20 protein-coding genes are annotated in these 21522 nt (G+C 58.2%); 9 read left to right on the top strand and 11 right to left on the bottom strand.

Annotated elements, in window-relative coordinates:
* Positions 1–15 precede the first annotated feature (15 nt).
* Positions 16–1974, bottom strand: a complete 1959-nt coding sequence (gene acs, locus PY649_RS12735; RefSeq protein WP_285868776.1) for an acetate--CoA ligase — start codon at positions 1972–1974, stop codon at positions 16–18.
* Positions 1975–2195: 221 nt separating this feature from the next.
* On the opposite strand from acs, the gene PY649_RS12740 reads away from it, so the two are divergent.
* Positions 2196–2903, top strand: coding sequence for a DUF1013 domain-containing protein (locus tag PY649_RS12740; RefSeq protein ID WP_285868777.1), 708 nt, complete (start codon positions 2196–2198; stop codon positions 2901–2903).
* A 57-nt stretch (positions 2904–2960) separates the two neighbouring features.
* Here PY649_RS12740 and PY649_RS12745 read toward each other — a convergent pair whose 3' ends face one another.
* Positions 2961–3620, bottom strand: coding sequence for a YggS family pyridoxal phosphate-dependent enzyme (locus PY649_RS12745; RefSeq protein ID WP_285868778.1), 660 nt, complete (start codon positions 3618–3620; stop codon positions 2961–2963).
* Positions 3621–3820: 200 nt separating this feature from the next.
* On the opposite strand from PY649_RS12745, the gene leuS reads away from it, so the two are divergent.
* The 3 genes from leuS to holA are packed head-to-tail and all read left to right on the top strand — an operon-like array spanning position 3821 to position 8014.
* Complete coding sequence (leuS, locus tag PY649_RS12750; protein ID WP_285868779.1) at positions 3821–6451, top strand: leucine--tRNA ligase; 2631 nt, start codon at positions 3821–3823, stop codon at positions 6449–6451.
* A complete protein-coding gene (gene lptE, locus PY649_RS12755; RefSeq protein WP_285868780.1) occupies positions 6441–6962 on the top strand; it encodes an LPS assembly lipoprotein LptE in 522 nt (173 codons plus the stop codon). The genes leuS and lptE overlap by 11 nt, the downstream gene beginning before the upstream one ends.
* Before the next feature lie 14 nt (positions 6963–6976).
* On the top strand, positions 6977–8014 hold the full coding sequence (gene holA / locus PY649_RS12760; RefSeq protein ID WP_285868781.1) for a DNA polymerase III subunit delta: 1038 nt from the start codon (positions 6977–6979) through the stop codon (positions 8012–8014).
* A gap of 15 nt (positions 8015–8029) precedes the next feature.
* Here holA and PY649_RS12765 read toward each other — a convergent pair whose 3' ends face one another.
* From PY649_RS12765 to hemE, 8 genes are all read right to left on the bottom strand, one after another.
* The gene (locus PY649_RS12765) at positions 8030–8914 is read right to left on the bottom strand and encodes a ParB/RepB/Spo0J family partition protein (RefSeq protein WP_285868782.1); all 885 of its coding nucleotides are present in this window, start codon (positions 8912–8914) and stop codon (positions 8030–8032) included.
* A gap of 31 nt (positions 8915–8945) precedes the next feature.
* The gene (locus PY649_RS12770; RefSeq protein WP_285868783.1) at positions 8946–9743 is read right to left on the bottom strand and encodes a ParA family protein; all 798 of its coding nucleotides are present in this window, start codon (positions 9741–9743) and stop codon (positions 8946–8948) included.
* Between the two features lie 20 nt (positions 9744–9763).
* Entirely contained in the window at positions 9764–10381 is a 618-nt protein-coding gene (gene rsmG / locus PY649_RS12775; protein ID WP_285868784.1) for a 16S rRNA (guanine(527)-N(7))-methyltransferase RsmG, read from the bottom strand.
* Between the two features lie 25 nt (positions 10382–10406).
* Positions 10407–12287, bottom strand: coding sequence for a tRNA uridine-5-carboxymethylaminomethyl(34) synthesis enzyme MnmG (gene mnmG, locus PY649_RS12780; protein WP_285868786.1), 1881 nt, complete (start codon positions 12285–12287; stop codon positions 10407–10409).
* Positions 12288–12396: 109 nt separating this feature from the next.
* On the bottom strand, positions 12397–13716 hold the full coding sequence (gene mnmE, locus PY649_RS12785; protein WP_285868787.1) for a tRNA uridine-5-carboxymethylaminomethyl(34) synthesis GTPase MnmE: 1320 nt from the start codon (positions 13714–13716) through the stop codon (positions 12397–12399).
* 143 nt (positions 13717–13859) lie between these two features.
* Entirely contained in the window at positions 13860–15125 is a 1266-nt protein-coding gene (gene rho / locus PY649_RS12790) for a transcription termination factor Rho (protein WP_004127423.1), read from the bottom strand.
* Positions 15126–15325: 200 nt separating this feature from the next.
* The gene (gene hemJ / locus PY649_RS12795) at positions 15326–15880 is read right to left on the bottom strand and encodes a protoporphyrinogen oxidase HemJ (RefSeq protein ID WP_285868788.1); all 555 of its coding nucleotides are present in this window, start codon (positions 15878–15880) and stop codon (positions 15326–15328) included.
* Between the two features lie 4 nt (positions 15881–15884).
* Entirely contained in the window at positions 15885–16919 is a 1035-nt protein-coding gene (hemE, locus tag PY649_RS12800) for a uroporphyrinogen decarboxylase (RefSeq protein ID WP_285868790.1), read from the bottom strand.
* A gap of 400 nt (positions 16920–17319) precedes the next feature.
* On the opposite strand from hemE, the gene PY649_RS12805 reads away from it, so the two are divergent.
* The 5 genes from PY649_RS12805 to dnaQ are packed head-to-tail and all read left to right on the top strand — an operon-like array spanning position 17320 to position 20961.
* Complete coding sequence (locus PY649_RS12805) at positions 17320–18141, top strand: pyruvate, water dikinase regulatory protein (protein WP_285868791.1); 822 nt, start codon at positions 17320–17322, stop codon at positions 18139–18141.
* Positions 18142–18176: 35 nt separating this feature from the next.
* Positions 18177–18776 (top strand): Maf-like protein, encoded by a 600-nt coding sequence (locus tag PY649_RS12810; protein ID WP_285868793.1) that lies wholly within the window; start codon positions 18177–18179, stop codon positions 18774–18776.
* Entirely contained in the window at positions 18769–19626 is an 858-nt protein-coding gene (locus PY649_RS12815; RefSeq protein WP_285868794.1) for a shikimate dehydrogenase, read from the top strand. Before PY649_RS12810 ends, PY649_RS12815 begins: the two co-directional genes overlap by 8 nt.
* Positions 19626–20243, top strand: coding sequence for a dephospho-CoA kinase (gene coaE, locus PY649_RS12820; protein WP_285868795.1), 618 nt, complete (start codon positions 19626–19628; stop codon positions 20241–20243). Before PY649_RS12815 ends, coaE begins: the two co-directional genes overlap by 1 nt.
* Position 20244: 1 nt before the next feature.
* Positions 20245–20961 (top strand): DNA polymerase III subunit epsilon, encoded by a 717-nt coding sequence (dnaQ, locus tag PY649_RS12825; protein WP_285868796.1) that lies wholly within the window; start codon positions 20245–20247, stop codon positions 20959–20961.
* Positions 20962–21037: 76 nt separating this feature from the next.
* Here the strand turns inward: dnaQ and secB are convergent, their stop codons facing one another.
* On the bottom strand, positions 21038–21520 hold the full coding sequence (gene secB / locus PY649_RS12830) for a protein-export chaperone SecB (RefSeq protein ID WP_285868797.1): 483 nt from the start codon (positions 21518–21520) through the stop codon (positions 21038–21040).
* Between the last annotated feature and the right edge of the window lie 2 nt (positions 21521–21522).

The raw sequence follows: 21522 nt of genomic DNA on the forward strand, positions 1-21522 counted from the left end.
CGAGACAGACCTCGATCAAGCCGCGTCGGCCCTGTTCTGCCTGTTGGCGATCAAGTCGTCGACAACAGCAGGATCGGCCAGCGTCGACGTATCGCCGAGCGAGCCGAAATCGTCTTCGGCAATTTTGCGCAGGATGCGGCGCATGATCTTGCCGGAGCGGGTTTTCGGCAGGCCGGGAGCGAACTGAATCTTGTCGGGCGAGGCGATCGGGCCGATCTCCGCCCGCACATGTTTCACCAGCTCCTGCCGCAGCGCATCCGTACCCTCATGGCCGGCCATCAGTGTCACATAGCAATAGATGCCCTGACCCTTGATCGCATGCGGATAGCCGACAACGGCAGCTTCCGAGACATCCTGGTGCGAAACCAGAGCCGATTCGACCTCGGCGGTGCCAAGCCGGTGGCCTGAGACATTGAGCACGTCGTCGACACGGCCGGTAATCCAGTAATAGCCGTCCTCATCGCGCCGGCAGCCGTCGCCGGTAAAATATTTGCCTTTGTAGGTGGAAAAATAGGTCTGAATGAAACGTTCATGGTCGCCATAGACCGTACGCATCTGGCCGGGCCAACTGTCGGCGATAACGAGATTGCCGTCAGCCGCCCCTTCCAGCAGATTGCCCTCATTGTCCACCAGTTCCGGCTGGACGCCGAAGAAGGGCAGGGTTGCCGAACCCGGCTTCAGGTCGGTCGCGCCCGGCAGCGGCGTAATCATATGGCCGCCGGTCTCCGTCTGCCACCAGGTATCGACGATCGGGCAGCGGCCGTCACCGACGACATTGTAGTACCATTCCCAGGCTTCCGGATTGATCGGCTCGCCGACCGTTCCGAGCAGCCGCAACGAAGAGCGCGAAGAGCGCTTGACGAAGTCATCGCCGGCGCCCATCAGCGAACGGATCGCCGTCGGGGCGGTATAGAAGATATTGACCTTGTGCTTGTCGATAACCTCCCAGAAGCGGCCCTGGTCCGGGAAATTCGGCACGCCCTCGAACATCAGCGATGTCGCGCCGTTCGCTAGTGGCCCGTAGACGATGTAGGAATGACCGGTCACCCAGCCGACGTCTGCGGTGCACCAGAAGATCTCGCCAGGATGATAATCGAAGACATATTCGTGCGTCATCGCCGCATAGACGAGATAACCGCCGGTCGTGTGCAGCACACCCTTCGGCTTGCCGGTCGAACCTGACGTATAGAGAATGAACAGCGGGTCTTCCGCCTTCATCTTCGCGGGCGGGCATTCCGCCTTCACCGTCGCAACTTCCTGATGATACCAGAGATCTCGACCCGGCGCCCAGCCGGTCTTGCCGCCGGTGCGGCGCACGACCAGAACCTTCTCGACGGTAACATACTGCCTGGCGGCGATATGGATCGCCGTATCGGTATTCTCCTTGAGCGGCACCGGCTTGCCGCCGCGCAAACCCTCGTCGCAGGTGATGACGAAGGTCGATTGGCAATCGACAATGCGCCCCGCCAGCGCCTCCGGGGAAAAGCCGCCGAAGACGACGGAATGCACCGCGCCGATGCGGGCGCAGGCGAGCATGGCATAGGCAGCCTCGGGGATCATCGGCATGTAGATGGTGACGCGATCGCCCTTCTTGACGCCATGCTTCTTCAACACATTCGCCAGGCGGCAGACGTGTTCGTAGAGCTCGTTATAGGTGATCTTCTTGTCGATATAGGGGTTGTCGCCTTCCCAGATGAAAGCCACGTCATCGCCATGCTTCTTCAGGTGACGGTCTATGCAATTGTAGGAAACGTTGGTCAGCCCGTCTTCGAACCATTTGATCGAGACTTTCCCTTTGAAGGACGTGTTCTTGACCTTGGTATAGGGCTTGAACCAGTCGATCCGCTGGCCGTGTTTGCCCCAGAAATAGTCGGGATCCTCGACGCTCTGCCTGTACCATTTCTGATATTTTGCCGCATCGATCAAAGCTTGCGCTTTGACCGGCTTCGTCACCGGATGAATCTTTTCCGACATGGTTTCCTCCTCAATCCTGGCCATCTCTTTCGAGATTATGGCGCTCATTCCACGCAATCAATAGCAGCTCAAGTTACGACAGCAATTGGACAAAGCGCATTTCATCCGCAAAGAATTGCAATTCCGCAACACTGCGGTTATATAGGGCCATATTTCCCGGACAATGTGGTGTTACACCCCGGACCGCGACACCGGCGCGGACTGACAGAAGGACTATATCCATGGCTCAACAATTGCTCATGCCGAAGGCAACCGCCATTTGGCTTGTCGACAATACAGCCTTGTCGTTCGACCAGATTGCGCAGTTCTGCAAGCTACATCCGCTCGAGGTCAAGGCCATTGCCGATGGCGAAGCGGCCCAGGGCATCAAGGGCCTCGACCCGATCGCCACCGGCCAGCTTTCGCGCGACGAAATCGCGCGTGCCGAAGCCAATCCGAACCACAAGCTGAAGATTTCCGAACCGAAGGTTCGCGTGCCGGAATCCAAGCGCCGCGGCCCGCGCTATACGCCGGTCTCCAAGCGCCAGGATCGGCCGAACGCCATTCTCTGGCTGGTACGCAACCATCCGGAACTGAAGGACGCGCAGATTTCCCGTCTGGTCGGCACTACCAAGTCCACCATCGAACAGATTCGCGACCGCACGCACTGGAACTCGACGAACCTGACGCCGATGGATCCGGTGACACTCGGCCTCTGCAGCCAGATCGACCTCGACATGGAAGTGGAAAAGGCCGCCAAGGGTCGTCCGTTGCCGACCGCCGCCGAACTCGGCGCGACGCTGCAGCCGGCGCAGGAGACCGAGAAGCTCGGCTTCAGCTACGACCGCGACGACGAGAAGGAAAAGGAAATCGACGCCGACGCCGTCTTTGCCAAGCTGAAGTCGCTGAAGTCCACCACGCCGGACGAGGACGACGACGACCGGTACTGAGACGCGATCGATCCCGCGATTCGAAGCCCCGGCTTTCGCCGGGGCTTATTTTTGACCTTAACGCGCCCCGAAAATTGCAGAGCCGACGCGAACGCTGGTGGCACCGAAGGCGACGGCAATCTCGTAGTCGCTCGACATGCCCATGGAGAGCTTATCGACCCCGCTCTTCTTGGCTAGTTTGGCTAGCAGCGCGAAATGTGGCCCGGGATTCTCATCGGCGGGCGGGATGCACATCAGCCCCTCGATCGAAAGCCCAAGCTCGCCTCGGCAAAAATCGACGAAAGCAATCGTGTCATCAGGCGCGATCCCGGCCTTTTGCGGCTCCAGGCCGGTGTTGACCTGCACGTAAAGCCGCAGCACCTTGCCCTGACGTTTCATTTCGTCCGCCAAGGCGCGGGCGATCTTTTCCCGGTCGACCGTTTCGATGACATCGAACAACGCCACGGCATCCGCCGCCTTGTTCGATTGCAGCGGCCCGATCAGATGCAGCTCGACCCCTGGAGTTTCGGCTTTGAGCACCGGCCACTTGCCCTGGCTTTCCTGGACGCGGTTTTCGCCAAACACCCGTTGACCGGCTGAAATCGCGGGGCGGATCGCTTCAGCATCGAAGGTCTTGGAAACAGCGACAAGCTGCACGGCACCCGCCGGCCGGTCAGCCTGACGCTCCGCTGCCGCGATATGGGCACGAACCGCGTTCAACCGCTCTTGAAGTTCCATCTTTTTGCCTCGATATTTACGCCTATTCCTGAGACTTTGGAGTAATGAGCCAGGCGGCCTTTGCCAAGGGCCGATGCCGCAGAATCCGGCTTTGCTTCGCAAGATAAGGCACTTGCCGCACCCGCTAAACTTGACGCTTGGTTGGTTTCGTGATGAAGGTCACGGCCAACTCCCCATGATATTCCGGAATACAAGATCAAATGGCTACCGAACGTTATAATCCGCGCGACGCCGAGCCTCGCTGGCAGCAGAAATGGAACGAGGAGAATGTCTTCCTCACCGACAACGCCGATCCGCGCGAGAAATATTACGTCCTTGAGATGTTCCCCTATCCATCGGGCCGCATCCATATGGGCCATGTGCGCAACTACGCTATGGGTGACGTCGTGGCCCGCTACAAGCGTGCCCGTGGCTACAACGTGCTGCATCCGATGGGCTGGGACGCTTTCGGCATGCCGGCGGAAAACGCCGCCCGCGACAACAAGGTGCATCCCAAGGAATGGACCTACCAGAACATCGCCTCGATGAAGGCGCAGCTGAAGGCCATGGGCCTGTCGCTGGACTGGAGCCGTGAATTCGCCACCTGCGACGTCGACTATTATCATCGCCAGCAGATGCTTTTCATCGACATGATGGAGAAGGGCCTAGTCTACCGCAAGAAGTCCAAGGTCAACTGGGACCCGGTCGATAACACCGTGCTTGCCAACGAACAAGTCATCGATGGCCGCGGCTGGCGCTCCGGCGCGCTGGTCGAACAGCGCGAGCTGACGCAATGGTTCTTCAAGATTACCGAATTCAGCCAGGAACTGCTGGACGCGCTGGACACGCTCGACCACTGGCCGGAAAAAGTGCGGCTGATGCAGAAGAACTGGATCGGGCGTTCAGAAGGCCTGACGATCCGTTGGGAAATCGTGCCGGAAACCTCCCCCAACGCTGAACGCGAAATCACCGTCTATACCACGCGTCCGGACACGCTGTTCGGTGCATCCTTCCTGGCGATATCGGCTGATCATCCGCTGGCCAAGGAAGCCGCTGCCGCGAATCCGGCTATCGATGCCTTCTGCGAAGAATGCCGCCGCGCCGGCACCTCGCTTGCAGCATTGGAGACCGCCGAGAAGAAAGGCATGGACACGGGTATCCGCGTCCGCCATCCGCTGGACCCATCCTGGGAACTGCCGGTCTATATCGCCAATTTCGTGCTGATGGATTATGGCACCGGCGCGATCTTCGGCTGCCCCTCCGGCGACCAGCGCGACCTGGATTTTGCCCGCAAATATCATTTGCCGGTCGTCCCCGTCGTCATGCCGAGGGATGGCGATGCGGCAAGCTTCACCATCGGCGATGTCGCCTATGATGGCGACGGCATCATGATCAACTCGCGATTCCTGGACGGCATGGGCACGGAGGAAGCCTTCGAAACCGTGGCTGCAAAACTGGCCGCTGAAAGCCTCGGCAATGCGCCTCAGGCCGAACGCAAGGTGAATTTCCGCCTGCGCGACTGGGGTATTTCGCGTCAGCGCTATTGGGGTTGCCCGATCCCGGTCATCCATTGCGATGATTGCGGCGTCTTGCCGGTGCCGAAGCAGGATCTTCCAGTCAAGCTGCCGGACGACGTCACCTTCGATCAGCCGGGCAATCCGCTCGACCGCCATCCGACATGGCGGCATGTTGCCTGCCCGCAATGTGGCAAGGACGCCCGTCGCGAAACCGACACCATGGATACCTTCGTCGATTCGAGCTGGTACTACACCCGCTTCACCGCGCCGTGGGAACACGAACCGACCGACAAGGCCGCGGCTGATCGCTGGCTGCCGGTCGATCAATATATCGGCGGCATCGAGCATGCGATCCTGCATCTGCTCTATTCCCGCTTCTTCACCCGCGCCATGCGTGAGACCGGCCATGTCGAAGCGAAGGAGCCCTTCAAGGGCCTGTTCACGCAGGGCATGGTTGTTCACGAGACCTATAGCCGCGGCCATGGGCTGACACGCGAATGGGTGTCGCCGGCCGACATCCGCATCGAGGAGGCCGACGGCCAAAGGCGCGCGACACTGCTGTCGACCGGCGAAGACATCGCCATCGGCGCGATCGAGAAGATGTCGAAATCGAAGAAAAACGTCGTCGACCCGGACGATATCATCGCCTCCTACGGCGCCGATACGGCCCGGTTCTTCGTATTGTCCGATTCTCCACCCGACCGCGACGTTATTTGGTCGGAGGCGGGCGTCCAAGGGGCGCATCGTTTCACGCAACGCATGTGGCGCCTGGTGTCGGAAGCGGCCGACGCATTGAAGACGGTCGCCGCGACTCCGGCTAAGGAAGGCGAAGCGCTGGCGATTTCACAGGCTGCCCACCGCACGCTGAAAGCGGTCCAGGGCGATTACGACAAGCTGGCCTTCAACAAGGCCGTGGCGCGCATCTACGAATTCGTCAACACATTGGCTGCTCCGCTGGCCAAGGTCGCCGCTGGCGAGACGGATGCCGGCTATCGCTCCGCTGTCCGGGAAGCGGTCGAGATCCTGATCGCGTTGGTCGCGCCGATCACGCCGCATCTGGCCGAAGAATGCTCGGCCGCACTCGGCAACGCACATTTGATCGCCATGAGCGCTTGGCCGAGTTACGACGAAGTGCTCGTCATCGAAAACGAGATCGTCTATCCCGTGCAAATCAACGGCAAGAAGCGCGCCGAATTGACAATTGCTCGCGATGCAGATCAGAATGCCGTGCAAAAAGCCGTACTCGCCCTGGATGCCGTCGGAAGCGCGTTGAATGGTCAGGCGCCAAAGAAGATCATCGTCGTTCCACAGAGGATCGTGAACATTGTCGTCTGATAATCTTTTCAAGCTCGCTCGCGCTGCAGGCGTTGCGTCTGTGATTGCCGTTGCCGGTCTTTTATCCTCCTGCCAGGTTCGACCGCTCTATGCGGAGAACACCGGCGTTACCCAGAAGCTTGCCGACGTTTCCTTTTCCGACGCCGGCAGCCGCGTAGGTCAGGTGGTTCGCAATCAATTGATCTTCATCGCCGGCCGAGGCGCCGGCGAAACGAAGGCCCCGAAATACACGGTGGATCTGAGCGTCAGCTCCGGTACCGGCGGTGTTATCTACCTGCCGTCTTCCGACACCTCTGCCGCAGGCCGCACCACGGTCACGGCAGCCTTTACGCTCAAGAATGCTAGTGACGGCAAGGTTCTCAAGTCCGGCAGCCGCGCGGTCACATCGCTGGTCGACTTCCCGACCCAGGAATTTGCCAAGGCGCGCGCCATCCGCGATTCGGAAGACCGCGCCGCACGCGAAGTTGCCGAACTGGTGGGCGCCGACATCGCAGCCGCGCTTAGCCGCTGATATGGGTGCGCGGCATGGCGGAGATCAAATCCCACGAGTTTGAAGGCTTTCTTCAAAACGCCGCGCGCAGCTACCGACTGTTTGTCATCTATGGCCCTGACCGCGGCCTTGTATCCGAGCGCGCGGGGCAGATCGCCGGAAAGACCGGCGTCGATCTGAAGGACGCTTTTTCGCTGATCAAACTCGACGTCGGCGATCTTCACAACGATGCCGGTCGACTGCTGGACGAGGTCAATGCCATTGGCCTGTTCGGCGGTGAAAAGCTGGTGTGGATTCGTGGCGCAGCCAACGAAAAAGCCCTGGTCGATTCACTGCAGAATATTGCTGAAAACCCTCCCGACGCCAGTTTTGTCATCATTGAGGCTGGTGATCTCAAAAAGGGCTCCGGCCTTCGTAAAGTAGCAGAGACTTCTCGGGCAGTCGCAACCATTCCTTGTTATGCCGACGACATTCGCGCGCTGAATGGCCTCATCGACACTGGGCTGGCAAACGAAAATCTGCGCATCACGCCTGCGGCGCGCCAGGTTCTGTTGGAGCTACTGGGTGGCGACCGCATCGCTTCACGCAACGAAGTACGAAAACTAGCACTCTATTGCCGGGGGCAGGGGACGATCGAAGAGGATCACGTCATCGACATCATCGGCGATGCCAGCGCCGTTTCAGCTGATGACGCTGTGGATGCCATTCTCAAGGGCGACTCGGAAGCTTTTCTGAATGCGATGCAGAAGATCGCTTCCTCCAAGACGCCGATGTTTCTTGTGCTGCAGGGTTGCCTGAGGCAATTCCAGTTGCTGGACATGATGCGCACGGAAATGGATGAAAAGCGTGTACCGCCAGCACAAGTGATGCAAACTCTCGGCCGGCATCTGCACTTTCGCCGTAAACCGATCATCGAGCAGGCCCTCAAAAGCTGGACCGCCCCGGCAATTTCCCGTGAAATGAACCGGCTGCAGGCCGCCATTCTCCAGACCAGGCAGCGCGCCAGCCTGGAAGACACGATCGCCACGCAAACACTGCTGGCGACCACATTACAATCAGCCCGCAAGGGCTGACTCACGCGAAACAGCTCAACGCCGCTCCAGCAGCCGGCAGATTTCCTCAAGCTGCTCCAGGGTTTTGTAGGATATCTTTACCTGACCGCCGCTGCCGCGATGGTTGATCGTGACATCAAGCCCAAGAGTGTCGGACAATGTCCTTTCCAGCGCAAGCGTATCGGAATCCTTCTCGTCCTTGCGGGCAGCGGCCGGTCGCGGATCGTTCTGAGCCTTGATATCGTTCTGCGCGAGCCGCTCCGCATCGCGTACGGACATGCCCTTGGCAACGATCGTGCGGGCGAGGGCGGCCGGATCAGAGGTCGAAACCAGCGCGCGTGCATGGCCAGCGGAAAGGCTGCCGCCCGCGAGCATGTCGCGAACAGGCTCCGGCAACTTCAACAGGCGCAATGAATTGGCGACATGGCTGCGGCTTTTTCCGATAATCTCGCCAAGATCGTTTTGCGTATAGCCGTGTTCGGCAATCAGCTGTTCATAGCCCAGCGCTTCCTCAAGTGGATTGAGATCGGCACGCTGAACGTTTTCGACAATGGCGATTTCCAGAGCCGTCTTATCGTCGACATCGCGAACGATAACTGGAATTTCGATCAGACCGGCCAGTTGCGCCGCGCGCCAACGCCTTTCGCCGGCTATAATTTCATAGCGATCGATCGAGACAGTGCGCACGACAACCGGCTGCACGATGCCATGCTGCCGGATGGAACTCGCAAGGTCGTGCAACTCGGTTTCATCGAAATAACGACGCGGATTCTTGGGATTGCGGCTGATGAATTCGATCGGCACCATGCGATCCGGATTGACGCCGGGCCTGCCGGCATCCACCGGAGTGGGCTGATCCATCTCACCGATGAGAGCGGCTAGGCCGCGGCCAAGGCGCCGTTTCGAAAGATCATCATTCATCGCAATCACTCACTTCAAAACAAACAATAGATCAGGCGGCCGCCTTGCGCTGCCGCTCCCGCTGGATCACTTCCGACGCCAATTGCAGATAAGCTTGGCTGCCGGCGCATTTCAGATCGTAAAGGATTGCGGGCTTGCCATAAGATGGCGCCTCGGACACGCGAACATTGCGCGGAATCAACGTATGGTAGACCTTCTCGCCCAGATGTGTACGCACGTCGTTGACGACCTGCTGCGCGAGATTGTTGCGCGAATCAAACATCGTCAGCACGATCCCCTGAATATCGAGGAGGGGATTGACGCTGCGCCGCACTTGATCGACGGTTTCCAGCAATTGGCTGAGACCTTCCAATGCGAAGAATTCGCACTGCAGCGGCACCAGGACCGAATGAGCGGCCGCCATGGCGTTCATCGTCAGCAGGTTGAACGAAGGCGGGCAATCGACCAGGATGTAGGAAAAAGCGGCAGCACCTGCGCCAGCCAGAGCCCGGCGAAGCCGGAAGACGCGATCGGGCTGCTGAGAGATCTCCATCTCGATGCCGAGCAGATCCATTGTCGACGGCACAATGAAGAGATTGGGAACCGCCGTCTCCTGAACGGTGTCGAGAATCGTATGCGTGCCGACCAGAAGATCATAGGACGATAGTTTGCGATCCCGCCGCTCGATACCCAGACCGGTGCTTGCATTACCCTGCGGATCGAGATCGACGATCAGGACACGCTCGCCAATGGCGGCCAGTGCGGTGGCCAGGTTAATCGCGGTGGTTGTCTTTCCGACGCCACCCTTTTGATTTGCGATAGTAATAATCCGGTTTCGCTCGCCGATCATTGCCACATATCCAATTATGGTTAAGTTCGACGTCGAGGGTGATTTAACTCCAAAATAACAGAATCTCGCTCGACAACACTGTTGTGTTTTACCAGATCGAATTCCCAACGACCACGGGCATTCTGGACCTCGCGCTCGTAATCCCGGCCTTTATGCAGCAACAAGCGAATATTTTCATTGCGCTCAGCCCAGGGCGCTGCGTAGTCCAGCAGTACATCCAGCTCGGCCAGCGCTCTTGCCGAGATCACCTCGCAGTGACCAATGACCTTTGGCGCTTCTTCGATTCGAATGGCATGGACTGCGCCGCGGGCTTCGCATTCCCTCAGGCAAACCCGCAAAAATGCGGCCTTTTTCTGATTGCTCTCCACCAGATCGACATGTCCATCTGCCTGTTCTGCCAGGAGAATCGCAGTAATGACACCGGGGAAACCGCCTCCACTTCCGAGGTCGACCCATCGGGCCGGCTTCGGGTGAAGTTGAAAGATCTGCGCGCTATCGGCAATGTGTCTTTGCCAAAGGTCGCTGATCGTCGAGGGTGCCACCAAATTGATGGTATTCGCCCATTTTTGAAAGAGCTCAGCAAAGTGCTGCAATCGTCCCTGTGTTTCACGTGAAACACGCACACCGTTTAATTCCATGGTAGGACTCTCACACCTTGCAATGTCAGGAAACGAGCTTCTGCTCTTCCGCTACGCTCAGCTTCCGCAGATAAGCCAGCAGAAGTGATATCGCCGCTGGAGTCATACCGTCTATCCGCGACGCCTGGGCGATATTCTTCGGTCGTGCTGCCGCGAGCTTCTGCTTCAATTCGTTCGACAAGCCCGACAATGCGGAGAAATCGAAGCCTGCCGGTATCGCACGCTCTTCCTCACGTCGCACGTGCACAATATCTGAGGTCTGACGGTCCATATAGACCGCATAGGCGGCCTCGATCTCAACCGCATCGACGACGCGCCGATCGACCGATTGCAGTTCCGGCCACAGATTGGACAGCGATTCGACCGATTGCCCCGGATAGGACAGAAGATCATATGCCGACCGCCGTTGACCATCTTTATTGAGATGCAGTCCAGCCTTCTCCGCTTCGCTCGGAGTGACCGACAGTCCTTTGAGCTGAATGCGCGCTTGATCGAGCTTTTCCATATAGCCACCAAAGCGCGATGCGCGGTTGCCGCCGACGCAACCAATCGATATGCCAAGCGGCGTTAGGCGAACGTCCGCATTGTCCGCACGCAGCGACAGCCGGTATTCCGCGCGAGACGTGAACATTCGATAGGGCTCGGCCACTCCTCGCGATGTCAGATCGTCGATCATGACGCCGATATAGGATTCCGTGCGGCTCAGCTGCACCGCCTTGCCACCGGCTGCGTGACGCGCCGCATTCAGGCCGGCAATCAAGCCCTGCGCGCCCGCTTCCTCATATCCCGTTGTTCCATTGATCTGACCAGCCAGAAACAAGCCGGGAATTTTCATCACTTCGAGCGAGGGTTTCAGCTCACGCGGATCCACATGGTCGTACTCAATGGCGTAGCCGCACTGCAGAATTCGAACTCGTTCCAGACCCGGAATGGTTCGAATAAATGCGTCCTGCACATCTTCCGGCAACGAAGTCGATATCCCATTCGGATAAATGGTCGCATCGTCCAGTCCCTCGGGTTCCAGAAAAATCTGATGGCCATCCCGTTCGCCGAACTTAACGATCTTGTCTTCGATAGACGGGCAGTAGCGCGGCCCCACGCCCTCGATCTGGCCCGAATACATCGCCGAACGCATAAGGTTGTCCGCAATGATCTTATGGGTCGCCGGTGTCGTTCGCGTCACACCACATTCTATCTGCGGATTGACGATGGTGTCCGTCATGAATGAAAACGGCACTGGCGCATCATCGGCGCCCTGACGACCGACTGAATCCCAGTCGATGGTCGTCCCATCCAGGCGCGCCGGCGTTCCTGTCTTCAGTCGACCCAGCGCTAGATCATGGCGCTGCAAGGTCGCCGATAGTCCCACCGACGGCTCTTCGCCCACACGGCCAGCGGGAATCTTCTTGTCGCCGATATGGATCAAGCCGCGAAGAAAAGTGCCGGTTGTCAGAACGACAGCGCCGCAACGAAAGACTCGGCCGTCCTTCAAGACGACTGCTGTAACGCGGCCTTCCTCGATGGTGAGATCAAAAGCATCTCCTTCGATGACATCCAGGTTCTCGATTGCATCGATCTCTGTCTGCATCGCAAGACGGTAGAGCTTTCGGTCCGCCTGGGTCCGCGGACCACGGACGGCCGGACCCTTTTTCCGGTTCAGCATGCGGAATTGAATGCCTGCCGCATCCGCGACCCGGCCCATCAAACCATCCAGCGCATCAATCTCTCGAACCAGATGGCCTTTGCCCAAACCGCCGATCGCGGGGTTGCATGACATTACACCGATCGTCTCGCGTTTATGCGTGATGAGGGCTGTTAACGCACCCAAACGGGCGGCTGCGGCTGCAGCTTCGCTGCCCGCATGTCCACCACCCACAACAATGACGTCATATATTTTATTGAGCATCGCAAAGCCCTCAGCATTGCCGTCTGTTTGGCACACCAAATCCAGGAGTCAAGAAGGTTTCACGTGAAACGTCTTCGACGTCGTCAGGTGACGCCGTGTTTCACGTGAATCATTTGCCGATGCAGAATTCGGAAAAGATGACATCGAGTAGATCCTCGACATCAACCCTTCCGGTGATCCGGCCTAAACTATGCGCGGCCTGCCGCAGGAACTCTGCCCGTACATCCAATCCCGCAGACATGGCGGTCACGGCGCGGCTCAGTGCCTCCAAGCTATCTGTCAACAGCGTCCGATGTCTCAAGCGACTCGGCAAAGCCAATGACAGCGCTGCGGAGCGGGCCAGCAAATCATTAACCAACAACTGATGTAGCTCCGCCAACCCAGCGCCAGTCGCGGAAGAAATGCAGAGGTCGTAATGTTTCACATCGATTGGGTGAATATCCGACTTGGTGCCAATCCGAAAGACCTTGCCATCAAAGTCAGGAAAGTCAGATCGCGCCGGAGTGCCGAGCTCGGCAAGCGACAGAATAATATCCGCCTCCGCCGCGGTCTTCAGCGCGCGCCTGATCCCCTCCCGTTCAACGACTTCCTCCGTCTCCCGCAAACCGGCGGTGTCGTACAGCTTGACCGCATATCCCTCGATATTGAGATCGATATGCAGAACATCGCGTGTCGTCCCGGCGATCTCGGTGACGATAGCGACCTCGCGACGGGCCAACGCGTTCATCAGGCTTGATTTCCCGGCATTGGGGGCGCCGGCGATGACAACCTTCAACCCATCCCTGACAATCTCGCCAAAATCGGCGCCGGCAAGATGCGCGGACAACTCGGACCGTAGCTTCGCCATATCCGCCCAAACCTGATCGGATACCGAGCCCGGAACATCATCCTCGTCCGCAAAATCCAGCTCCGCCTCGATCAGAGCACGGGCGCGGGTCAACCGATCCGCCCAGTCCTCGTAAAGCTTCGAAAGCCCACCTGCCGTATGTTCCACAGCCAACCGCCGCTGCATTTCTGTCTCGGCAGCAATGAGGTCCGCCAGGCCTTCTACTTCGACAAGATCCATCTTGCCATTTTCAAGAGCGCGGCGTGAAAACTCCCCATGTTCAGCCAGACGGCACGCCTTGAAACCAGCGAGCTCTTCCAGAAGCGTGGCAACAACGGCCTTGCCGCCGTGGACATGAATCTCCGCGCTATCCTCCCCAGTAAACGATGCAGGACCGGGAAAAATCAGGACCAGCCCGTGGTCGATAACGAGACCATTTCGAGTCCGAATCGTTTTCAGCGCTGCTTGCCGAGGTTCCGGCAGCGATCCCACCAGCACATTTGTTACATACAGAGCCTTTGGTCCGCTGATCCGTACCACTCCGACGCCGGCCGGAAGGCCGCCGCTGGAAAGCGCGAAGATCGTATCGTTGAAATCCTGCATTGGATTGATCCGTATCCGAATCGATTCGCCTTGAGCCGAAGAACACTCATCTTAGCTTAAACAAAATCGGGCCGCACGACGCGACCCGATAAGCTGATCTCAAGTTTCCGCCGCTCAGTAGCGACGGAGAATCCGGCTAAGTATTAGGTATTCATCGAGTCGAAGAAGTCCGGATTATTCTTCGTCTGCTTCAGTTTGTCGATCAGGAATTCGATCGCGTCCGTGGTACCCATCGGCGCAAGAATGCGGCGAAGAACGAAGATCTTCTGCAGATCTTGACGCGGCACCAGCAGGTCTTCCTTACGGGTACCGGATTTCAGAATATCCATTGCCGGGAATATGCGCTTGTCGGCGACCTTGCGGTCGAGAACGATTTCCGAGTTACCCGTGCCCTTGAATTCTTCGAAGATCACCTCGTCCATGCGGCTGCCGGTATCGATCAGCGCGGTCGCGATGATTGTCAACGAACCCCCCTCTTCGATGTTACGTGCCGCGCCGAAGAAGCGCTTCGGGCGCTGCAAGGCGTTGGCGTCGACACCACCGGTCAGAACCTTACCGGAGGAGGGAACGACCGTGTTGTACGCGCGGCCGAGACGGGTGATCGAGTCGAGCAGGATGACGACGTCACGGCCATGTTCGACGAGGCGCTTGGCCTTTTCGATGACCATCTCGGCAACCTGCACATGGCGCACAGCCGGTTCGTCGAAGGTCGACGAAATGACTTCGCCGCGCACCGAACGCTGCATATCCGTCACTTCTTCCGGACGTTCGTCGATCAGGAGAACGATCAGATAGCAATCCGGGTGATTGGCGGTGATCGAATGGGCGATGTTCTGCAGCAGCACCGTCTTACCGGTGCGCGGCGGCGCGACGATCAGACCGCGCTGGCCCTTGCCGAGCGGCGCCACAAGGTCGATGACGCGCGGCGACAGATCCTTGGAAGTCGGAACGTCGAGTTCCATCCGGAAGCGCTCATTCGGATAAAGCGGCGTCAGATTGTCGAAGTGGACCTTGTGACGGATCTTCTCAGGATCGTCGAAATTGATGGTGTTGACCTTCAACAGCGCGAAATAGCGCTCGCCTTCCTTTGGTCCGCGGATCGGCCCCTCGACCGTATCACCCGTCTTCAGCGAGAAGCGGCGGATCTGCGACGGAGAGATATAGATATCGTCCGGACCCGGCAGATAGTTGGCATTGGCAGAACGCAAAAAGCCGAATCCGTCCTGCAGGACTTCGACAACGCCTTCGCCGATAATTTCCACGTCCTGGCTGGCAAGCACCTTCAGAATCGCAAACATCAGTTCCTGTTTGCGCATCGTGCTGGCATTTTCGACCTCGAGCGATTCGGCAAAGGCCAGGAGATCGGTCGGGGACTTGTTCTTAAGTTCTTGAAGCTTCATTTCAGCCATGAAGGGATTTACTCTGTTTTAGAAGGGGAAAGGCAGTGTTGGTCGTATTCAGAACCGCGATGAGGGTGTTCGCGGGCGACAGAACTGATACATGCCACGAAGAAGAGATGGCGGGAAAATAGCGATTCACTTTGTGCCCCGCAAGGGGGGGTGACGAAATGAAAGAAATTTAACTTAAACGCTAAGTTCTGCTTCTTATTTTACGAAAACGGCTTCACCACGACCAGGATCACGATCAGGATCATCAGCACTGTCGGCGCCTCGTTCATGTACCGCCAGTAGCGGGCAGAATGCCGGTTCTCATCCCGTGCGAAGGCGCGAACTGCACGGCTGAAGTAAATATGGACACCCGTCAGCAGCACGACAAGGCCCATCTTGGCATGCAGCCAGCCACCCTGGAAATCATAGACCGACCAGGCGAGATAGAGCCCGAAAACCCACGTAAGCATCATGGCGGGTGTCATGATCACCCGCTGAAGCCGTCGCTCCATCACCTTGAAGGTTTCCGATTGCTGTGAACCCGGCTCGGCATCGGTGTGATAGATGAATAGCCTCGGCATATAAAACAGCCCGGCCATCCAGGAAATGACCGCTATGATGTGGAAAGCCTTGATCCAGAGGTAGAGATTGTCCGGATGCCAGGCAAACAGGCCGATCGCCAACACGACAAACAGCAGGATCATCAAATAGGCGCGCCGGCTGGCATAAGCGCCGGGGCGATGATCTATCTGCTTTTCCGCCGAATGCTCGTTCATCTGTTCAGCCCTTCCATCCGCGGACGCGCTCGACCAGGGCGGCAACGTGAGATGGATCGGCCTGCGGCGTAATACCGTGGCCAAGATTGAAAATCAGCGGGCCGTGGCCCAGATGCTGCAGGATATTGTCGATCCCATCGCTGAGCGCCTTGCCGCCGGCAACGACGCGCATCGGATCGAGATTGCCCTGCACCGGCCCGTCCTGCTGCAATTCCTTGGCAAAGGCTAGCGGCACCGACCAGTCGAGCCCGATGGCGTCCGCGCCCGTCTTCTGCCGATAGGTCTTGAGCAGATATCCGGCACCCTTCGCGAAGGCGATGACCCGCGCCTGCGGCCGCCGCGCCTTGATCGAAGCAATGATTCTGGCAACCGGCTTCACCGCAAAAGCCTCAAATTCGGTCTCCCCAAGCACGCCGGCCCAGGAATCGAAGATCTGCACGGCATCGGCGCCGGCGTCGATCTGCGCCACGAGATAATCGGCTGAGATATCGGCCAGCAGCATCAGCAGATGCTCGAACGCTTTGGGATGCCGGTAAGCGAAAAGTCGGGCAGGGGCCTGATCGGACGTGCCATGACCAGCGATCATATAGGTGGCAACCGTCCACGGCGCCCCGCAGAACCCAAGAAGCGTTGTTTCCTCCGGCAGCTCACTGCGCAGCCGCCGCACCGTTTCCATGACCGGAGCGAGGTACTCAACCACACCGTAGCCCTTCAACGCCCGGATGGCCGTTTCGTCGATGGGATCCATCTCCGGGCCATGTCCCTCGGTATAGCGGACATTGCGTTTCAAAGCATCGGGGATCACCAGGATATCGGAAAACAGGATCGCGGCATCGAAGCCATACCGCCGGATCGGCTGCAGCGTCACTTCGACGGCATGCTCCGGAGTATAACAGAGATCGAGAAAGCTCCCGGCCTTCGCCCGTGTCTCCCTATATTCCGGAAGATAGCGGCCGGCTTGGCGCATCAGCCAGAGAGGGGGAGGGGTCAGCGTTTCTCCGCTGAGCACTCTCATGATCTTCCGGCGTTCGTCGCTCAAAGTCGTCATCCCATATAAAACCAAACATATATCTAAGGTTTCTATTTCTTAGAGTCGGTGACTATCAAGGATTAATATTCATCCACGGCCGATCCAAAATGTCGCGCATCCATCAAAATGTGGCAAAGAGATCAAGCCAATCCCGGGATATGTGGACAACGGAGAAGTAAGATCAGCGTTTTGAAGGACTTGATGCCCGCCTCCTTTTCCATCGGCCTGGGGATAAATCGCGGTGGATCGCGGCAGAACGCGAATTATCCCCACTACCCACAATCCCCGAAGAAGCGCCCTCAGCGAAATTCGAAATGTGGAAAAGTTGGCAGTTTTCCACTTGCCCCCGACCGGCTGCTTCCCGTACCTCTCTTCTCTCCCGAGATATCAACAGGCGACGGAAAGTAGCGTGGAAAACCGGACAAGCTTCTTTCATCTGCATCTGATTTCTGACTCAACCGGTGAGACTCTGATCTCCGCAGGCCGCGCCGCCTCCGTGCAATTCCATGCCAGCCAGCCGATCGAGCACGTCTATCCGCTAATCAGAAACCGCAAGCAGCTTCTGCCGGTTCTGGAAGCGATCGACCATAGTCCCGGGATCGTCCTTTATACGATCGTCGACCGTGAGCTTGCCGATATCATCGCCGAACGTTGTGGCGAGATGGGTGTGCCCTGCGTCAATGTCCTCGAGCCTGTCATGAATGTTTTCCAGACCTATCTCGGAACAGCGTCGCGCCGCCGGGTCGGCGCCCAGCATGTGATGAACGCCGATTATTTCGCCCGCATCGAAGCGCTGAACTTCACCATGGATCACGATGATGGGCAGATGCAGGATGATTACAATGATGCCGATGTCGTCATCATCGGCATCAGCCGGACATCGAAGACGCCCACCAGCATCTATCTCGCCAATAGGGGTATCAAGACCGCCAATATCCCGATCGTCCATGGCGTGCCCTTGCCCGAGAGCCTGATCCGGGCGACCAAACCGCTGATCGTCGGGCTGGTAGCCACCACCGACCGCATATCGCAGGTTCGCGAAAACCGGATCCTCGGAGCAACGGCCGGTTTCGATCGGGGTGATTATATCGATCGGGCGACGATCTCCGAAGAGCTGAAATATGCCCGCTCGCTTTGCGCCCGGCACAATTGGCCTGTCATCGATGTCACCCGCCGCTCGATCGAAGAGACGGCGGCCGCCATTGTTGCCCTGCGCCCGAAGCTGCGCTAAGCGCTGGATATCTAGATTCCCGAGGTTCAGCCGATATGACAGCGCCGCTCATCCTTGCCTCTTCCAGCCCGTTCCGGTGGATGCTGATGCAAAATGCCGGTCTGCATTTCCAGGCGGTGGCGGCGGAGATCGACGAACGTGCGATCGAAAGGCCGCTAGAACAGGACGGTGCCGGCCCAGACGCCGTGGCGTTGGTGCTTGCCAAGGCCAAGGCGAAAGAGGTGAGCGATCGTTTCGCCGGCTCGCTCGTCATCGGCTCGGATCAGACAATGTCACTCGGCGATCAGGTTTTCCATAAGCCAAAGACGATGGCGGACGCCGAAAACCATCTGCGTATTTTGTCCGGCAAGACCCATCGTCTGAACAGCGCCATCGCGCTGGCGCGCAACGGCGACATCATCTGGGAACATGTGTCCCACGCCGAGTTGACCATGCGCGATCTCTCGTCCGATTTCATTCATCGCCATCTGGGCCGCGTCGGCGACAAGGCCTTGTCGAGCGTCGGCGCCTATCAGCTCGAAGCTGAGGGGATACAGCTTTTCTCGAAAATCGACGGCGATTATTTTACCATTGTCGGATTGCCGATGCTGCCCCTCCTTCGGCAGCTTCGTGAACTTGGAGTGATTGATGGGTGATTCACGTGAAACATTCGGCTCGAATGCGTTCGTTACGGGCTATCCCATCAAGCATTCTCGCTCGCCATTGATCCATGGTCATTGGCTGCGCACACTGGGTCTCGCCGGCAGCTATCGCGCCCATGAGGTTTCGCCGGATGATTTTCCGGCCTTCATCGCCGCATTGAAAAACGGCTCGAGCGGTTTCGTCGGCGGCAACGTGACGATCCCCCACAAGGAGACGGCGTTCAAGCTGGCGGATCGACCGGATGAATTGTCCGAGGAGCTCGGCGCTTCGAACACACTCTGGCTTCAGGATGGTTTGCTGCATGCGACCAATACGGACGGCCGCGGTTTCACAGCCAATCTGGATGAGCGCCATCCGGGTTGGAATCGTACCGGACGGGTGGTGATCTTAGGGGCAGGGGGTGCCAGCCGCGCCATCATCCAGGCGGTGAGGGACCGCGGGATCGGGGAAATTCACGTCGTCAACCGAACCGTCGAACGGGCGCAGGAACTGGCGGATCGGTTCGGTAAACAAGTCCATGCCCATCGAATGGCAGCGCTGCAAGAGGTGATGCAGGATGCCAGTCTCTTCGTGAATACGACATCCCTTGGCATGGACGGCGAAGCAGCGCCGCGGATCGATTTTTCGCCGCTGGCTAAAAATGCCGTTGTCACCGACATCGTGTACGTGCCGCTGAAGACCCCGTTGCTGGCTCAGGCCGAAGAACAGGGTTTTCCCATTGTCGATGGTCTCGGCATGTTGTTGCACCAGGCCGTTCCAGGTTTTGAGAAATGGTTCGGCAAGCGCCCCGTGGTCGATGAAGCTCTGCGAGCCTTGATCATCGCCGATATGGAAAAGCATTGATGATCCGCGTTGGCCTCACCGGTTCCATCGGTATGGGAAAATCGACATCGGGCAAGCTGTTCGCCGAAGCCGGCATCCCGGTGAACGACGCCGATGCGGTGGTGCATGATCTTTATAATGGTGAAGCCGTACCCCTGGTCGAGGCTGCATTCCCAGGAACGACGAAGGACGGGGCTGTCGACCGGCAGGCGCTCGCCAGCAAACTTGCCGGCGATCCCTCCGGCTTCAAACGACTGGAAGCCATCGTCCATCCGCTGGTGCGGCAGCGCGAGGAGACGTTTCTGAACCGTCAGCGTGCTGCTGGCGCGGATATCGTTGTGCTCGATATTCCGCTGCTATTCGAAACCGGCGCCGATAAAAGGGTCGACAAGATCGTCGTTGTCAGCTGCGATCCACAGATTCAAAAGCAAAGAGTGCTTGCCCGACCGGGCATGACGGAGGAAAAATTCAACATGATTCTCTCCCGCCAGACGCCGGATGCAGAGAAGCGGGTACGGGCCGATTACATCATCGACACCGGTCACAGTATAGATACGGCGGGGGAGCAGGTAAAAAACATCATAGCGGATCTGCGGCAACGATCGGCAGACAACGAACCTACTGGCGGAAAGGCCTGATATGCGCGAAATCATTTTCGATACGGAAACGACCGGCCTCGACAACAGAGCCGACCGAGTCATCGAAATCGGCGGTATCGAGCTCTTTAATCATTTTCCGACCGGCAAGACCATTCATCTCTATATCAATCCCGGCGACCGAAAGGTTCATCCGGATGCACTTGCCGTGCATGGCATCACCGACGAGTTCCTGCAAGACAAGCCGGCCTTTGCCGATGTCGTCGATCAAATCCTCGACTTCTTCGGCGAAGCCAAATGGATCGCCCATAACGCGACTTTCGATATGGGCTTCGTCAATGCCGAATTTGCCAGGCTCGGGCGGCCACCGATTCTGCCCGACACAGTGATCGATACGCTGGCCATGGCGCGGCGCAAACATCCGATGGGACCGAACTCACTGGACGCGCTCTGCCGACGCTATGGCATCGACAATTCCCACCGCACCAAACACGGCGCGCTTCTCGACTCCGAACTGCTGGCCGAAGTCTATATCGAAATGATCGGCGGCAGGCAGACCGCCCTTGGTCTCGGCAGCATCAACGGTTCCTCCGCACGGTCTCGTCAGGTCGAGGATATGGACGAGATGGTTGGGGATATCCTGGTGCGGCCGAGGCCATTGGCTAGCAGACTGAGCCAGGCCGAGCTGGAAAATCATGCCGCACTGATCGGTAAGCTCGGGGAAAAAGGCATATGGTCGAAATACCGCACCTCGAACTGAGGAAATTTCAAGCCCAATAAAAAAGCCCGGATCGAAATCCGGGCTTTTTGTTCCATCGATGGAAAAGGCCGAAGACTTAGTTCGGAACTGCCTGGACCTGGGCGCGGGCCTGTTCTTCGGCGACACGCTGCGAGAACATCTGGGCGAAATCGATCGGGTCGATCATCAGCGGCGGGAAGCCGCCATTGCGGGTGACGTCGGCGATGATCTGACGGGCGAAGGGGAACAGCAGGCGCGGGCATTCGATGAAGAGCAGCGGCAACATGTGTTCCTGCGGGAAACCGGTGACGCGGAAGACGCCGCCATAGACCAGCTCGGTGTGGAAGAGAACCCGGTCACCATCCTTGGCTTCGGCATTCAGCGTCAAGACGACGTCGAAATCTGCTTCCGACAGCGGGTTGGCGTTGACGTTGACATTGATGTTGATATCGGGGGCGTTTTCCCGGGCCTGCAGCGAGCGCGGAGCACCAGGATTTTCGAAGGAAAGATCCTTGGTGTATTGAGCAAGGATGGAAAGGCTCGGGTTGGTTGCGCCGTTGCCGCTGTTCTCGTTGGCCATGG

It is taken from the genome of Rhizobium mayense (genome assembly GCF_030272705.1).
Taxonomy (GTDB): Bacteria; Pseudomonadota; Alphaproteobacteria; order Rhizobiales; family Rhizobiaceae; genus Rhizobium; species Rhizobium mayense.

Excerpts from the sequence above, each read along its gene's own strand:
- acs (WP_285868776.1), bottom strand. The coding sequence starts at position 1,974 with ATGTCGGAAAAGATTCATCCGGTGACGAAGCCGGTCAAAGCGCAAGCT.
- PY649_RS12740 (WP_285868777.1), top strand. The coding sequence starts at position 2,196 with ATGGCTCAACAATTGCTCATGCCGAAGGCAACCGCCATTTGGCTTGTC.
- PY649_RS12745 (WP_285868778.1), bottom strand. The coding sequence starts at position 3,620 with ATGGAACTTCAAGAGCGGTTGAACGCGGTTCGTGCCCATATCGCGGCA.
- leuS (WP_285868779.1), top strand. The coding sequence starts at position 3,821 with ATGGCTACCGAACGTTATAATCCGCGCGACGCCGAGCCTCGCTGGCAG.
- holA (WP_285868781.1), top strand. The coding sequence starts at position 6,977 with ATGGCGGAGATCAAATCCCACGAGTTTGAAGGCTTTCTTCAAAACGCC.
- PY649_RS12765 (WP_285868782.1), bottom strand. The coding sequence starts at position 8,914 with ATGAATGATGATCTTTCGAAACGGCGCCTTGGCCGCGGCCTAGCCGCT.
- PY649_RS12770 (WP_285868783.1), bottom strand. The coding sequence starts at position 9,743 with ATGATCGGCGAGCGAAACCGGATTATTACTATCGCAAATCAAAAGGGT.
- rsmG (WP_285868784.1), bottom strand. The coding sequence starts at position 10,381 with ATGGAATTAAACGGTGTGCGTGTTTCACGTGAAACACAGGGACGATTG.
- mnmG (WP_285868786.1), bottom strand. The coding sequence starts at position 12,287 with ATGCTCAATAAAATATATGACGTCATTGTTGTGGGTGGTGGACATGCG.
- mnmE (WP_285868787.1), bottom strand. The coding sequence starts at position 13,716 with ATGCAGGATTTCAACGATACGATCTTCGCGCTTTCCAGCGGCGGCCTT.
- rho (WP_004127423.1), bottom strand. The coding sequence starts at position 15,125 with ATGGCTGAAATGAAGCTTCAAGAACTTAAGAACAAGTCCCCGACCGAT.
- hemJ (WP_285868788.1), bottom strand. The coding sequence starts at position 15,880 with ATGAACGAGCATTCGGCGGAAAAGCAGATAGATCATCGCCCCGGCGCT.
- PY649_RS12810 (WP_285868793.1), top strand. The coding sequence starts at position 18,177 with ATGACAGCGCCGCTCATCCTTGCCTCTTCCAGCCCGTTCCGGTGGATG.
- PY649_RS12815 (WP_285868794.1), top strand. The coding sequence starts at position 18,769 with ATGGGTGATTCACGTGAAACATTCGGCTCGAATGCGTTCGTTACGGGC.
- coaE (WP_285868795.1), top strand. The coding sequence starts at position 19,626 with ATGATCCGCGTTGGCCTCACCGGTTCCATCGGTATGGGAAAATCGACA.
- dnaQ (WP_285868796.1), top strand. The coding sequence starts at position 20,245 with ATGCGCGAAATCATTTTCGATACGGAAACGACCGGCCTCGACAACAGA.
- secB (WP_285868797.1), bottom strand. The coding sequence starts at position 21,520 with ATGGCCAACGAGAACAGCGGCAACGGCGCAACCAACCCGAGCCTTTCC.